Source organism: Thiorhodococcus drewsii AZ1 (assembly GCF_000224065.1).
Taxonomy (GTDB): domain Bacteria; phylum Pseudomonadota; class Gammaproteobacteria; order Chromatiales; family Chromatiaceae; genus Imhoffiella; species Imhoffiella drewsii.
On the sequence record NZ_AFWT01000001.1, the window covers coordinates 268,001 to 281,073 of the forward strand.

A 13,073-nucleotide genomic window follows, 5' to 3' on the forward strand; every position below is an offset into this window, starting at 1 on the left:
CTCAATGCGGATCGCGCGTAAAATTCTTTATGCGCTGTCGTCTTGGAAGGTATATCCTCCAGCCCCGAGTGGCCTGATCGAATTGACTGGTTCGGCATCGGATCGGGGATCCTCGACCAGTGTTGTACCGCCGTACCGAACGGCGACTTTTTCGAAGGCCGACAGGGATAGATCGGCATCAGCAATCCAATCGAGCCCTGCCGGGCTCAGCCTCAGTGCTGGAGAAGGGACGAATGGCAGTGGCTGCAAGCAGACGAGCTGTGATGACCTTATTTTCTGATCCCGTTTGTCCCTATTGCCATCGGGTCAGGATGGTGCTTGCCGAGAAGGGAATTGCCGTCGAAGTCGTGGATGTCGACGCGCACGCATTGCCCGACGAGGTCATGGACTTCAATCCCTATGGCACGGTTCCGACCTTTGTGGACCGGGATCTGCGTCTCTACGAGTCGCGGATCATCATGGAATATCTTGACGAGCGTTTCCCTCACCCCCCCTTGCTTCCGGTCGATCCGGTCTCGCGCGCCAACGCGCGGCTCTTCATGTACCGCGTCGATCGCGATTGGTACTCCCTGATGGGACGTATCCGCATGGGCAGCGACGAGGAGGCGGCTCAGGCCCGCAAGGAACTTCGTGAGAGCCTGACTGTGACGGCCCCCATTTTTACCGCTCACTCCTTCTTCATGAGCGACGAATTCTCGCTAGTCGATTGTTGTGTGGCCCCCCTTCTGTGGCGGCTTCCCTTGCTCGACATCGAGTTGCCGCCTCAGGCGGATGCGGTGCGGGCCTATATGAAGCGGATCTTTTCCTGGGATGCCTTCCGTCAGAGTCTGACCGAGGCGGAAAAGGAGATGGTTTAGGGTCCGAACTGATGATTGACGATACCGATAGCATGACTTCCAGCAAGCCTTATCTGATCCGGGCGATCCACGAGTGGATCCTCGATAACCAGATGACGCCCCATCTGGTGGTGGATGCCAACTATCCGGATACCTGCGTGCCTGTGGAGTTCGTAGATGGCGGGCGTATCGTGCTCAATATCTCCCCGGGTGCGGTTCGCGGTCTCGTGATCGGTAACGATTGGATTCAGTTCAACGCGCGCTTCAACGGTATCGCCCGCGAGATCATGGTCCCCTGCGAGGCCGTGGTCGGGATCTTCACCCGCGAGAATGGTCAGGGAATGGTGTTTCCCGATCCGCACTATCCCGCAGAGGGCGAGGACGCTGCGACTGATGCGCCACCCCAAAGCGCCGGTCCGACGCTCAGGCCGGTCGAGGCATCCACCAGCGTGGAGTCCAAGGGCGGTCCGGATGACGACGGTGGTAAGGGAAAAGGCAAGGGCGGGCCGACGCTCAAGCTGGTCAAGTAATTCGCCGAAACGGATCGGATCGCGCGCGATCAGGCGTCGCCGATCCGGGTTGGCAGCCCGAAGCTCAGCTCCTCCAATTGCAGGCCTCGCATCACCAGATACCCGTTGCGCCGGCCGGTTCCTTCCTCGCTGAAGTCGAAGCGGTAGACACGGCGTAGCCGCAGTCCCTCGGATCTCCAGGATAGACCCAAATGGCGCAGTGCGATGGCCTGGTCGAGCAGCTGCACCTCGTGTCGCGCGCAGGCCGCCTGGCAGATTCCCACCGCGATCTCACGCGCCCGCAGACTATCCAGCCAGAACCAGCCGATTAGCAGTAACAGAAGAATCGCGAACAGGTTATCCATATCGGCAGCATTGAGGGGGGCGAATGAGTCGGACCAGCCGTGGTTTGTTGTCGCTTTTCATCACTTTTGCCATTTCGGCTTGCAACCAGGGCGATGAGGCGAAGCCGACGTCTTCGTCGGCTTCGGCCCTTTCTTCTTCCCATTCGCTGGGCAGCGAGACCAACGCCGATATCCGTGCCATCAAGGACGCGATCGCCGAGGAGCGTCTCGGGCATGCGGAGGGCCTTCTGAACGCGCTCGAGCGTCGCTCCGGCATGCTGTCCGAGGACCAGAGGGCCGAGTTGGAGCGTGTCTCGGTCATGCTCTCCACGGAGAAAGAGATCAGGGGCATTCCGGGCGCCGACTGACCGCCTTGGCTGGGTTCGGGCACCCGGTGGCGCGATGTCCGCGTCACTCGAAGGCGGGGAGTCCGGATGTGAGCCACCAGGTCTTCTTCTCCGCGTCCCAGCGCCAGATCTGACGGTCAATGAGTGATTTGACGACCTGTCGATCCTCGTACAGATACTCGATCTGTACGATCTGGGTGGCGATGGCGGCGTCGTCGTCCTCGTCATCGTCGTTCTTCTTCTGGACGCCCGGTGGCTGGACGACGTCGTAACCGGTGAGACGCAAGCCGGTCAGACTGGGCGGCATTGAGGTGTTCTCGCGCTGATCCGGGTCGACGAAGGCATAGGCGTTTTCGAAATAGCCCCAACGCAATGCCGACTGATAGCCGTGGGTGGCCGCGCTGAGAGCGATCGCCATTTTGTCCTTTTTGATGCTCCCGCAGCCGGTTGTCACCAGCAGGATCGCCAGCGCGCAAGTGCCGACGGTCAGGGCGTGACGGCGTAGGCGCGCCGATCTAGGTGTCGGTCCTTTCATCGAGACCTCTGTGAAGGTATGCGTGGCGTCAAGGTGAAACAGCATGCGGCGCGATGATACGGCATCCTCGCCGGAGCACCAACGCGGGAGGCGGGCGGCCTTCGTTCGGTCGCGTCAGGGCGATCGATCGCGATGCCCGTCCGCTCAACCGTTCGATCCGTGGGGTATGATGCCGCCCTTTGTGTTCCAATCCCCGCACCGGGGATGCCAAATGACAGGATTTTCATGGCTGAGTCAATCGAACCGCGGCGTGAAATCGTCCTCGACGACGTCCATTTGACCCTGCTCGGGACCGCTCATGTGTCCCGTGTCAGTGCCGATCAGGTGAAAAAGCTGGTCCAGACCGAGAACTTCGACGCCATCGCAGTCGAGCTCTGTCGCAGTCGCTTCAATGCGCTGATGGACCCCAAATCCCTCTCTCAGATGGATCTCTTTTCGGTCATCCGCCAGAACCGGGTCTACATGGTGGTGGCCAATCTGGCGCTGTCGGCCTACCAGCAGCGACTCGCCGACCAGTTCGGCATCGAGCCCGGGTCGGAGCAGCGCACGGCGCTGCGTCTTGCCAAGGAGCGCGATCTGCCGGTCATGCTGATCGACCGCGAGATCGGTATCACGCTCAAGCGCATCTCGGCCAGCCTCGGATGGTGGAAGCGCTACGGGCTCTTCGCCGGTTTGGTCAGCTCCATGGTGACTGCAGAAGAGGTCACGGAGGACGAGGTCGAGCGGCTGAAGGAGGGAGACGTTCTGGAGACCACCTTCGCCGAGTTCGCGAGCGATCGCCGCGACCTCTATGTGCCACTGATCGAGGAGCGGGACCAGTACATGGCAGCGAAGCTGCGGCGCGAGGCGGCCCGGATCGGTGCCCACCGGGTGCTGGCGGTGGTCGGCGTCGGTCACCTGAAGGGAATCGCCGATTCTCTGGAGTCGGAGCGCTCGGATCCTGCCGTCGTCCTAGAGCGGCTGGAGGAGATTCCTCCGCCAAGCCGCTGGCCCCAGGTGCTGGCCTGGGGCCTGCTCGCGCTGATCATGGCGGGGTTCGCCTACGGTTTCGCCATCAGCCCCTCCTTCGGATTCGACCTTCTGGTCTCCTGGGCGCTGATCACGGGCAGTCTGTCGGCCCTCGGGACCCTGCTGGCAGCGGGACATCCGCTGACCATCGTCTCGGCCTTTCTGGCAGCGCCCCTGACCACACTGAATCCGACGTTGGGCGCCGGAATGGTTACCGGGGCGGTGGAACTCTATCTGCGCAAGCCGAGCGTCGGTGACTTCAGTCGCCTGCGCGCCGACGTTTCCAACTGGAGCGGCTGGTGGCGTAATCGGGTCTCGCGCGTCTTGCTCGTGTTCCTGCTGAGCACGCTCGGCGCTGCGATCGGGACCTATGTCGCGGGCTTTCACGTTGCCGGACAGCTGCTGCACTCCGGATCCTGATTATTCCGCGTCGTGGCCCTTCGCGGTCGCTGTGGAGCTCAGATGGTCGCGGAGGATCTCGATGGCCGCGTCCATGTGCTGGAAGGCGTGATCGCCGCCGTCCCAGACCAGCAGCCGCCCACAGTCTGCATAGAGCCGTTCGGCAATGCGGTAGTCGATCACCTCGTCGCCCCGGTCGAGGAAGAGGGTCGTCGGCGTGCCGTCGCAGGGCGTCTCGATCCCATACGGGCGAAGGCGTTCGGCGAGATCGGCTGTAAGCACATAGTCCTCGCCGTTCGCGGTGGTCTGGGTCTCCCCGAGTCGCTCGCCGATGAAGGTCCAGGGGGTGAGCGCCGGATTGATCAGAAATAGGTGGGAAAACGGGAACCGGCGCGCGAGATACTGTCCATAGAAGCCGCCCATGGAACTGCCGATGACGGCGGGCCGTTGCGGTCGCAGATCCTCGAAGAAGCTCGACAGCCGTGCGATGGCCTCGTCCGGTCGGTGAGGCCTGTAGTCCACCGCCAGAACCTCGAACGGGGCGAGATGTTCCCTCAATAGGCCGGCCTTGACGGATCGGCTCGAACTGTTGAGGCCGTGAAGATAGACGAGCACGCGGGTCTCCTGGGCAGGTCTCTGAAATGGACGTTGTTTGGACGTTTAGGGTTTCCTGGATTTCGCGAGGAAGGTCCGGTGAAACTGTTCGCAGCGGTCGATGAATTCCCGGGTGCTTTTGGGCATGGGGACACGCGCGCGGACGATGAAGCTCACCAGGTCCGTGCCCTCACCGAGCAGGCGCGTGCCCTCGACCGCCTCGCGAATGTCCTCCGTTCCGTGGTTGGCGGGAAGGATGGGCTTGAGGTTGCGGAGTCGCTCGCTGGCGACCACATAGGCCGGCCAGACGTCGAATACGGCCGGATCGGTCCGCAGGATTTCGCACTTGCGTTTCGCGGCGTCCGTGAGTTCGTCGATGCGCGCGTCCAGGCCGACGATTTGGGTGCTGTCGGCGAAGGTGACCTTCAGCGCCGAGGCGATGCGATCGACGTCTCGCATGGTCATGGCGATCTTCAGATAGCGGCTGGCGTAGAAATCCTCGATCGGCATCGAGAATGCCTTGAAGGGTTCGCCCCAGAGTTCGTCGATTCCCTCGTCGCCACCTCGGTGACGCACCATCTTGCCCAGTTCCAGCGCCTCCATCAGACAATGACCGCACTCGCGCATGAGTGGGTGCTCCGGTGTCACCTCGAGACCGGCGGTCTGCAGATCCACCAGACAGCGGAAGAGGTCGGCGGCGCGGTTGAAGAGTGCGCCGGCCAGCATAGCGCCGTTGACCCGCTTGCGTTCGGTATCCGTCTCGGCCGCATAGGCGGCTCGGGCCTCCTTGAGACGGGATCCCGGGATGTTGATTCCGTGCTCGACGTGGTTGAACAGCCGGATCGTCAGAGCCTGGATCAGTTGACGTCGGACCTCGAAGGAGTCCTGAGGCGGGTCGTAATAGTTGATCCAGTACCCCTCATAGTAGATCTGAGGGACGCCGTCGAAGACGCGTTTGGCGCCGTTGCTTGGGGGTTGATGCATAGGTTACATCGAATTCGCGCACGCGATTGAATGTGGCAAGAGGTCGATGGGTCGATGGCCTCTTGTGCCCACCGAGCCCGATGGCATGGATCCGGCTGGTCGCGGACGGGTTAGACTATGAGCCACTGACCACCGAGTCGTTGGAAGATGCGCATGTTTACTAAGGATCAGTTTGCCGCGATCGTGATGACTGTCTTCATCTGGGGATTCGCGGGTGCCCTGTTTGGAGCCCTTTTTGCTGGTCTGTATCAAGTGCTTGGGATGCTCGGGCTATCGGGATGGCAGCCGCTCATCATCGCGGCTGCGGCTGCAGCCATGACGACATCGGCTTTTTATAGCGCGATGCCGGTCGCTCTGGTAGGCGCTATGGCGGGTGTGCTGGCGTCTATCGGCTATTTGATTGCCTCGGGTCAAGAAGTCGAATTGGCGATGATCGTTTCCATTGCGGGGGCGCTAGGGGTGATCGCCGGCGGATTCTACGCCTGGATCGTCAAGGGAGGGGGACGTCCGCTGGCCGAAACCCTGACCGGGTTGATCGCCGGTCTGCTGGCGGGTGGTTCGCTGGCCTTGATCTTATCCTTTACCGGGCACCGGGTCGGCATGTTCGTGCTGGCCGCAGGTGTCGTCGCCCTGGTGGGGACCTTCTTTCAGATCTCCGAGCGCTGGCTGGTGACGCGCAGCGCCGGTTGGCTGCCTGGCGCGCTTTCGGCCCCGATGGTGGCGGGGCTCATCGCCTCGGTCGTCGGAGCCAGCATCTGGATCGTCGGTGGAACCACGGCCGTCATGCCGGATGGGAACGCACGCGGAATCATGGAGGCTGTGGTGCACGACATTCCTCCGGGTCTGCTCGGCGGTCTGCTCGGCGGTGCCATGACCGGCATTTTGCTCGAACTCTTCGGCTTCCATATCGAGGAGCACCCCTGATCCGGACGCAAAGCCCTCGATTCTGGAACCGGTAAAAACCCTATCGTCGACTCATGTCTTTAGGCGAATGGTGGCGGTCTCTGCCGGGAGGATCGCTGGGTACGTTTGTCATCAACTCCAACTGGAGGTAAGACACATGCTCGTATTGCTGTTTGGGGTCGTCATTGGAGTCCTGATTGGTTGGAACTGGCCACAGCCCGAATGGGCGCGAGACATTCAGCGGCGTTTCGTGAATTTCGTCCGCTCGACGGCCAGCAAGACCGACCGTTAGCCGGATTCCGCCCGCCCCTCATCGTCCAGCGCCTCGGGCGGGACGGAGGCAGGCGCGGGCGGACTTGCCGAACGTGCCGTGTCCCAGGCCTCGACACGGTTTCGTCCATTCTTTTTCGCGACATACAGCATGCGGTCGGCATAGTCGAGTAGGGTTTCGAGCGTCAGCATGCTGTCGGGTGTCAGCGCCGCAATGCCGAAGCTGGCTGTCATGGAGATGGATCCCGGCTCGGTCTCGACGGCTTGTGCCGCCAGGCCGAGCCTCAACCGTTCGGCCGTGCCCTTGGCCGTGGCCAAATCCGCTTCAGGCATTAGGATCGCGAATTCCTCGCCGCCGTATCGACAGAGGATATCCGAGCTGCGTAACTGCTCGCGCATGACCTTGGCCGAGGTTTGCAGCACCGCATCGCCCGCTATGTGACCGAAGGTGTCGTTGATCCGCTTGAACTGATCCAGGTCGACCATGAGGGCGGCGACCGGATACCGATAGCGACGGACGCGTTCCAATTCCTCCTCGGCCAACTGATAGAAATGACGCCGGTTGAGCAGTCCGGTCAGCGGATCCGAGATCGCCAGATCATGTAGGGCGGCCTCCATGCGCTTGCGGTCGGTGATGTCGGCGGCCATCGCGAGCAGACCATTGGGGCGTCCGTTTCCATCGGTCAGTGCCTTGACGGAGAGCAGGGCCCAGATTTGGGTGCCGTCTTTGCGCAAGAGGCGCACGTCGTGCTGCTCGGCTGCGTCTTGCAGGCCCCGCCCGAAATTGTCCCGGGTCGTTTTTCGCCAGTCTTCGGGCATGAAGTCGTAGAGGTCGTTGCCCAGCATCTCCTCGACCTCGTAACCGAGCATCGCGGCCATGCGCGTATTGACGAAGGTGGTATGGCCGTCTGTATCGAACATCCAGATCCCTTCGTGACTGCTCTCGACGATGTGTCTGTAGCGCTGTTCGCTGTCGCGCAGTGCCTGTTCGGTGGTCTTGAGGGCAGAGATGTCGGTGATGAATCCCTCAAGCATGAGGATCTCGCCGGCATCCGAGTAGATGCCCCAGCCACGCTCCCAGACCCATTTGATGGCACCTTGGCGTGTGCGGATGCGGTAGACGAGCTCGAAGCAGCGATCGATATCCAGTGCCGCTTGGACGTGCTTCCACACCCGTGCGCGATCCTCCTCCAGGATGAGGTCGGCATAGGCGAGCCGCTGGTATCTGAGGTTGTCGGGGTCGTAGCCGGTGAGTCCTTCGGCACCCGCACTGACGTAGTGCATGCTCCAGCTCGGATCGTTGCGGCAGCGATAGACCATTCCGGGAAGGTTGTCGAGCAGGAGCCCGATGTGCGGCGACTGCTCCGGGGGCGGGGCGATCTGAGGGGCGCGCTGCGCGGCGCATGCTTCCAGTTCGTTGATGCGCTGCTGAAGGGCCGCGTTGGTCGCGACCAGTCGTTCGAACGCGGCTGAATGGGTCATCGAGAAGCGCTCACTGATGGGTCTGCTGTCAGCCGTTACGGCCTCTGAGAGCATACACCAAGTGAGTCGACCGATTGGCGGATGGATCGCAAGCGGCGACCTGGTTCACGCACTCGGGGCACTCGTTTCGGACGAGGCCCCGGTTGCGTGATGGATGGAGCGGTCCCCTATGAGGGATCAGATCATGAAGAGATCCATGAACTGGTTGACCGGGGTGGCCATCAGCTTCTGCTCATCCTGGCAGAGGTCGTAGATGCGCTGGGCCTGCCCCTTGGGGAAGCGGGTCTTGAGCGCGTCGATGAACTTGGCCTCCAGGACCGGGATGCCCTCGGCGCGACGGCGGCGATGGCCGATCGGATACTCGACCTCGACCTTGTCGGTCTTGGAGCCGTCCTTGAAGTAGACCTGCACCGCGTTGGCGATGGAGCGCTTGTCCGGATCCAGGTATTCCTGGGTGTAACGTGGATCCTCGGTCACGGTCATCTTCTCGCGCAGGGCGTCGATGCGTGGATCCTGGGCGACCGAGTCCTCGTAATCGTCGGCGGTGAGACGGCCGAAGATCAGCGGCACGGCGACCATGTACTGCAGACAGTGATCGCGGTCGGCCGGGTTGTAGAGCGGGCCGTCCTTGCTGATGATGCGGATCGCCGACTCCTGGGTGGTCAGCTCGATGCGCTCGATCTCGTCGATGCGGTCCTTGACCTGGTCGTGCAGGGTCATGGCGCACTCGGCGGCGGTCTGGGCGTGGAACTCGGCCGGGAAGCTGATCTTGAACAGGATGTTCTCCATCACGTAGCTGCCGTAGTCGCGCTGGAAGGCGAACTTCTCGCCCTTGAACAGCACGTCGTAGAAGCCCCAGCGCGGTGCGGTCAGGACCGAGGGCAGGCCCATCTCGCCCTTCTGCACCATCATCGCCAGACGCACGGCGCGCGAGCTGGCATCGCCCGCCGCCCAGGACTTGCGCGAGCCGGTATTGGGCGCGTGACGGTAGGTACGCAGCGACTGGCCATCGACCCACGCCTGCGACAGGGTGTCGATGACCTGATCCTTGTCGGCACCCAGCATGAGCGCGGACACGCCGGCGGAGGCGACCTTGACCAGCAGCACGTGGTCGAGACCGACCCGGTTGAAGCTGTTCTCCAGCGCCAGCACGCCCTGGATCTCGTGCGCCTTGACCATGTAGTGGAGTACGTCACCCACGGTCAGGGGCGCGGCGCCGTCGGCGACGGCCTTGCGCGAGAGATAGTCGCCCAGGCCCAGGATGGCGCCCAGGTTGTCCGACGGATGACCCCACTCGGCGGCCAGCCAGGTGTCGTTGAAGTCGAGCCAGCGCACCATGGCACCGATGTCCCAGGCGGCCTTGACCGGGTCCAGGCTGTGCTGGGTGCCGGGCACGCGGGCACCGTTCGGTACGCTGGTTCCCGGAACGATGGGGCCGAGGTGCTTGGTGCACTCCGGGTACTGGAGCGCCAGCATGGCACAGCTCAGCGAGTCCATCAGACAGTGACGTGCGGTGGTGATCGCCTCCTGGGAGGTGATTTCGTAATCGCAGACGTAGTCGGCGAGTGCGGCCAGTTCCTGGTCTGGTTCGGGACGCATGTTGGCGTCGGCGATATGTGCGCTCATGGTTTGGATCTCGTTTGGTCGTTAGAGGAAACCTCCAGCGTCCAGCGGTCAGCGCTCCAGCGCTTTGGCGGAGTGCTTTCGCTGGCAGCTGGGGGCTGGAAGCTGAGCGCTGTCTAGCGCTTTTCGATCGGTGTCCACTTGAGGTTTTCGACGCCGACATAGTTCGCGCTCGGGCGGATGATCTTGCCGTCCTTGCGCTGCTCGATGACGTGGGCCACCCAGCCGGAGGTGCGTGCGATGACGAAGATGGGCGTGAAGAGGGCCGTCGGAACGCCCATCTGGGCGTAGGACACCGAGGAGAACCAGTCCAGGTTCGGGAACATCTTCTTGAGGCCCCACATGACGGTTTCCAGTCGGTCGGCGACCTCGAACATCGTCATGTTGGCGTTGGCCTCGGAGAGTCGCTTGGCGACCGCTTTGATGACCTCGTTGCGTGGATCGGCAATGGTGTAGACCGGGTGTCCGAACCCGATGATGATCTCCTTGCGGCCGACGCGCTCGGTGATGTCGGCCTCGGCCTCGTCGGCGTTGGCGTAGCGCTGCTGGATCTCGCAGGCCACCTCGTTGGCGCCACCGTGTTTGGGACCGCGTAGCGCGCCGATCGCACCGGTGATGGCCGAGTACATGTCCGAGTTGGTGCCCGCGATCACGCGCGAGGTGAAGGTCGAGGCGTTGAATTCGTGCTCGGCGTAGAGGATCAGCGAGGTGTGCATGGCGCGCACCCACTCGGGACGGGGCGTGTGGCCGTGCAGCAGGTGCAACAGGTGTCCGCCGATCGAGTCGTCGTCGGTCTCGACATCGATGCGCCGTCCGTTGTGCGCGTAGTGATACCAATAGAGCAGCATGGAGCCGAAACTGGCGATCAGCCGATCGCCGATGTCACGCGCCGCAGCAACCGGCATGCTGTCCTTTTCGGGTTCCAGTGCGCCGAGAACGGAGCAGCCGGTGCGCATCACGTCCATCGGGTGCGCCGAGGGCGGCAACTGCTCCAGGGCCGTCTTGAGCGCGGCCGGAAGGCCTCGCAGCGACTTGAGCTTGTGCTTGTAGGCGACCAGTTCGCTGTGGCTCGGCAGACGCTCGTGGATCAGCAGGAAGGCGATTTCTTCGAATTCGGCCTGATCGGCGAAGTCCAGGATGTCGTAACCGCGATAGTGCAGGTCGTTGCCGGTGCGGCCGACGGTGCAGATGGCGGTGTTGCCGGCGGCGGTACCCGACAGGGCGACGGATTTCTTCGGCTTGGGCAGTTGGCTTGCTTGATTCTCAGCCATCGGATGTTCTCTCCTCATGCTCGAGTGGATATCGAGGAATCTGGCCTCGGCAGTGACCGATCGATCGGGATGCGTCGGGGTCCGCGATCCGTGCGTTCGCGGCGCGGATCGGGACGGACGCGTTCGACGTTAGCTCTCGGACTTTTCCTGGGCGAACAGCACGTCGAGCTTCTTCTCGAAGCTGTGATAGTCGAGGTAGTCGTAGAGATCCATGCGGGTCTGCATGGTATCCAGCACGTTGGCCTGAGTGCCGTCGCGGCGGATGGCCTGGTAGACGTTGAGCGCGGCCTGGTTCATGGCGCGGAAGGCCGACAGCGGATAGAGCACCAGCGAGACGCCGACATCGGCCAGCTCGTCGGTCTTGAACAGCGGCGTGGCGCCGAACTCGGTGATGTTGGCGAGTACCGGTACCTGCACCGCAGCGGTGAACTGCTTGTACTGAGCCAGCTCGGTCATGGCCTCGGGGAAGATCATGTCGGCGCCGGCCTCGACGCAGGCGATAGCGCGCTCGATCGCCGCGTCCATGCCCTCGACGGCGAGCGCGTCGGTACGGGCCATGATGACGAAATCGTCGGTGCGCGCGTCCACGGCGGCCTTGATGCGATCGACCATCTCTTCCTTCGAGACCACGGCCTTGTTCGGACGATGACCGCAGCGCTTGGCCGCGACCTGATCCTCGATGTGGCAGCCGGCTGCGCCGTTGCGGATCAGATGCTTGACGGTGCGCGAGATGTTGAAGGCGCTGCCCCAGCCGGTGTCGGCATCGACCAGCAGCGGCAGATCGCTTGCGTAGGTGATGCGGCTGACGTCTTCCAGCACGTTATCCAGGCTGGTCATGCCCAGATCGGGAATCCCGTAGGAGCCCGCCGCAACGCCACCGCCGGACAGATAGAGCGCGCGATAACCGGTGCGCTCGGCCATTCTGGCGTGATAGGCATTGATCGCGCCCACCACCTGCAAGGGATGTTCTTCCTGAACGGCAAGGCGCAGCTTGGCGCCGGGGGTCATGGTGTCGGTCATGGTGTTGCCTCGTCTATGGAATCCGACGCCCTGCGGCGGGGATTCACTCTGTTTGAAACTCGGTGTCGGCCGTTCAATCCTTCATGGCGGCGAGCCGGCGCTCGGTCGCTCGGCGTGATGTGCGGATGTGGCGGCGCATCAGCCATTCCGCCAATTCTCCGTCGCGCTCCGCGATGGCGTCGACGATCAGTTCGTGTTCCTTGAGCGCGTCACGTGCGCGGTCGCTCTTCATGCCGAACTGGCAGCGGTACATGCGCGCCAGATGGTAGAGATCGTTGCAGAGGATGTTGTTGAGCCGCCCGTTTCCGCTGCCCTGGACGATGCGGAAATGGAAGTCCAGATCCCCTTCCTCCTGGAAATAGGCCTGCCAGGCCTCCTGCGCGACCTCGTTGCGGTGCTGATCGAGCAGGCGCTTCAGGTCCGCGATGGCCGCATCGGACATCTGCTCTGCGGCCAGGCGCGCCGCCATCCCCTCCAGCGCTTCGCGGATCACATAGATCTCAAGCAACTGCGCGCTGGTGAGTGTGATCACGCGCGCGCCGATGTTCGGCTTGCGCTCCACCAGGCTGCTCGACTCCAGCCGGCGCATCGCCTCGCGCAGCGGGCCGCGACTGATGCCATAGCGGGCAGCGAGGGCCGGTTCGCTGATCTTGCTGCCGGGCGCGATCTCACCGACCACGATGGCGTGGCGGATCTGATCGAACACACGATCGGCGATCGTACCGTTGGCGTCGGAAAGCGCTTCAGCTGGAACAGGCATGGAGACTGTCGACACATTTGGCTTCGTTGACCATAAATTAGCGCCTTTGACGCGTAAGTCAAGCTTGGATTGTCGACAATGTTCGGCGTGAAGCCGGGTAACGCGTTCGAAAGGTCGGATGGTCGAGCGGACGGAAAGGCCGTCTATAATGCGCTGGGCGCGCGTTGGCGTTTCCTCGTGCCGCGCGC

At 62.8% G+C, this 13,073-nt stretch carries 15 protein-coding genes; 6 read left to right on the forward strand and 9 right to left on the reverse strand.

The genetic code is table 11. The features are described 5' to 3' along the window. The first annotated feature begins 263 nt into the window (after nt 1–263). Together THIDRDRAFT_RS01150 and THIDRDRAFT_RS01155 are read left to right on the forward strand one after the other, a co-directional pair. The gene (locus tag THIDRDRAFT_RS01150; protein WP_007038946.1) at nt 264–857 is read left to right on the forward strand and encodes a glutathione S-transferase N-terminal domain-containing protein; all 594 of its coding nucleotides are present in this window, start codon (nt 264–266) and stop codon (nt 855–857) included. An 11-nt stretch (nt 858–868) separates the two neighbouring features. Further along, on the forward strand, nt 869–1,366 hold the full coding sequence (locus THIDRDRAFT_RS01155) for a ClpXP protease specificity-enhancing factor (RefSeq protein ID WP_007038947.1): 498 nt from the start codon (nt 869–871) through the stop codon (nt 1,364–1,366). Nucleotides 1,367–1,395: 29 nt separating this feature from the next. Here the strand turns inward: THIDRDRAFT_RS01155 and THIDRDRAFT_RS01160 are convergent, their stop codons facing one another. Further along, nucleotides 1,396–1,710, reverse strand: coding sequence for a DUF3301 domain-containing protein (locus tag THIDRDRAFT_RS01160; protein WP_007038948.1), 315 nt, complete (start codon nt 1,708–1,710; stop codon nt 1,396–1,398). A 23-nt stretch (nt 1,711–1,733) separates the two neighbouring features. On the opposite strand from THIDRDRAFT_RS01160, the gene THIDRDRAFT_RS01165 reads away from it, so the two are divergent. Beyond that, nucleotides 1,734–2,057 carry a hypothetical protein gene (locus tag THIDRDRAFT_RS01165; RefSeq protein WP_007038949.1) on the forward strand — a complete coding sequence of 108 codons (324 nt, stop codon included), beginning with the start codon at nt 1,734–1,736 and terminating at the stop codon, nt 2,055–2,057. Between the two features lie 43 nt (nt 2,058–2,100). Here the strand turns inward: THIDRDRAFT_RS01165 and THIDRDRAFT_RS01170 are convergent, their stop codons facing one another. Continuing rightward, nucleotides 2,101–2,571, reverse strand: a complete 471-nt coding sequence (locus THIDRDRAFT_RS01170) for a hypothetical protein (RefSeq protein WP_007038950.1) — start codon at nt 2,569–2,571, stop codon at nt 2,101–2,103. Nucleotides 2,572–2,796: 225 nt separating this feature from the next. On the opposite strand from THIDRDRAFT_RS01170, the gene THIDRDRAFT_RS01175 reads away from it, so the two are divergent. After that, nucleotides 2,797–3,999 carry a TraB/GumN family protein gene (locus THIDRDRAFT_RS01175; RefSeq protein ID WP_007038951.1) on the forward strand — a complete coding sequence of 401 codons (1,203 nt, stop codon included), beginning with the start codon at nt 2,797–2,799 and terminating at the stop codon, nt 3,997–3,999. On the opposite strand, the gene THIDRDRAFT_RS01180 is transcribed toward THIDRDRAFT_RS01175, so the two are convergent. After that, the gene (locus THIDRDRAFT_RS01180) at nt 4,000–4,593 is read right to left on the reverse strand and encodes a YqiA/YcfP family alpha/beta fold hydrolase (RefSeq protein ID WP_007038952.1); all 594 of its coding nucleotides are present in this window, start codon (nt 4,591–4,593) and stop codon (nt 4,000–4,002) included. It abuts the gene before it with no gap. 45 nt (nt 4,594–4,638) lie between these two features. Continuing rightward, a complete protein-coding gene (locus tag THIDRDRAFT_RS01185; protein WP_007038953.1) occupies nt 4,639–5,556 on the reverse strand; it encodes a hypothetical protein in 918 nt (305 codons plus the stop codon). Nucleotides 5,557–5,709: 153 nt separating this feature from the next. On the opposite strand from THIDRDRAFT_RS01185, the gene THIDRDRAFT_RS01190 reads away from it, so the two are divergent. Next, nucleotides 5,710–6,480 (forward strand): hypothetical protein, encoded by a 771-nt coding sequence (locus THIDRDRAFT_RS01190; RefSeq protein ID WP_040843598.1) that lies wholly within the window; start codon nt 5,710–5,712, stop codon nt 6,478–6,480. Between the two features lie 136 nt (nt 6,481–6,616). Then, nucleotides 6,617–6,751, forward strand: coding sequence for a hypothetical protein (locus THIDRDRAFT_RS27045; protein WP_007038955.1), 135 nt, complete (start codon nt 6,617–6,619; stop codon nt 6,749–6,751). Here the strand turns inward: THIDRDRAFT_RS27045 and THIDRDRAFT_RS01195 are convergent. From THIDRDRAFT_RS01195 to THIDRDRAFT_RS01215, 5 genes are all read right to left on the reverse strand, one after another. Next, on the reverse strand, nt 6,748–8,211 hold the full coding sequence (locus tag THIDRDRAFT_RS01195; protein WP_007038956.1) for a sensor domain-containing diguanylate cyclase: 1,464 nt from the start codon (nt 8,209–8,211) through the stop codon (nt 6,748–6,750). The genes THIDRDRAFT_RS27045 and THIDRDRAFT_RS01195 overlap by 4 nt on opposite strands. 177 nt (nt 8,212–8,388) lie before the next feature. Continuing rightward, nucleotides 8,389–9,837 carry a bifunctional 2-methylcitrate dehydratase/aconitate hydratase gene (locus tag THIDRDRAFT_RS01200; protein ID WP_007038957.1) on the reverse strand — a complete coding sequence of 483 codons (1,449 nt, stop codon included), beginning with the start codon at nt 9,835–9,837 and terminating at the stop codon, nt 8,389–8,391. Between the two features lie 113 nt (nt 9,838–9,950). Next, entirely contained in the window at nt 9,951–11,105 is a 1,155-nt protein-coding gene (gene prpC, locus THIDRDRAFT_RS01205; protein ID WP_007038958.1) for a bifunctional 2-methylcitrate synthase/citrate synthase, read from the reverse strand. Nucleotides 11,106–11,234: 129 nt separating this feature from the next. After that, nucleotides 11,235–12,125 (reverse strand): methylisocitrate lyase, encoded by an 891-nt coding sequence (prpB, locus tag THIDRDRAFT_RS01210; RefSeq protein WP_007038959.1) that lies wholly within the window; start codon nt 12,123–12,125, stop codon nt 11,235–11,237. Between the two features lie 73 nt (nt 12,126–12,198). Next, nucleotides 12,199–12,885 carry a GntR family transcriptional regulator gene (locus tag THIDRDRAFT_RS01215; RefSeq protein ID WP_007038960.1) on the reverse strand — a complete coding sequence of 229 codons (687 nt, stop codon included), beginning with the start codon at nt 12,883–12,885 and terminating at the stop codon, nt 12,199–12,201. Between the last annotated feature and the right edge of the window lie 188 nt (nt 12,886–13,073).

Bases quoted from the DNA above. Each gene is read 5' to 3' on its own strand.
- prpC (WP_007038958.1), bottom strand. From the start codon at position 11,105: ATGGCTGAGAATCAAGCAAGCCAACTGCCCAAGCCGAAGAAATCCGTC.
- prpB (WP_007038959.1), bottom strand. From the start codon at position 12,125: ATGACCGACACCATGACCCCCGGCGCCAAGCTGCGCCTTGCCGTTCAG.
- THIDRDRAFT_RS27045 (WP_007038955.1), top strand. From the start codon at position 6,617: ATGCTCGTATTGCTGTTTGGGGTCGTCATTGGAGTCCTGATTGGTTGG.
- THIDRDRAFT_RS01190 (WP_040843598.1), top strand. From the start codon at position 5,710: ATGTTTACTAAGGATCAGTTTGCCGCGATCGTGATGACTGTCTTCATC.
- THIDRDRAFT_RS01175 (WP_007038951.1), top strand. From the start codon at position 2,797: ATGGCTGAGTCAATCGAACCGCGGCGTGAAATCGTCCTCGACGACGTC.
- THIDRDRAFT_RS01195 (WP_007038956.1), bottom strand. From the start codon at position 8,211: ATGACCCATTCAGCCGCGTTCGAACGACTGGTCGCGACCAACGCGGCC.
- THIDRDRAFT_RS01160 (WP_007038948.1), bottom strand. From the start codon at position 1,710: ATGGATAACCTGTTCGCGATTCTTCTGTTACTGCTAATCGGCTGGTTC.
- THIDRDRAFT_RS01170 (WP_007038950.1), bottom strand. From the start codon at position 2,571: ATGAAAGGACCGACACCTAGATCGGCGCGCCTACGCCGTCACGCCCTG.
- THIDRDRAFT_RS01185 (WP_007038953.1), bottom strand. From the start codon at position 5,556: ATGCATCAACCCCCAAGCAACGGCGCCAAACGCGTCTTCGACGGCGTC.
- THIDRDRAFT_RS01150 (WP_007038946.1), top strand. From the start codon at position 264: ATGACCTTATTTTCTGATCCCGTTTGTCCCTATTGCCATCGGGTCAGG.
- THIDRDRAFT_RS01215 (WP_007038960.1), bottom strand. From the start codon at position 12,885: ATGCCTGTTCCAGCTGAAGCGCTTTCCGACGCCAACGGTACGATCGCC.
- THIDRDRAFT_RS01200 (WP_007038957.1), bottom strand. From the start codon at position 9,837: ATGAGCGCACATATCGCCGACGCCAACATGCGTCCCGAACCAGACCAG.
- THIDRDRAFT_RS01165 (WP_007038949.1), top strand. From the start codon at position 1,734: ATGAGTCGGACCAGCCGTGGTTTGTTGTCGCTTTTCATCACTTTTGCC.
- THIDRDRAFT_RS01155 (WP_007038947.1), top strand. From the start codon at position 869: ATGATTGACGATACCGATAGCATGACTTCCAGCAAGCCTTATCTGATC.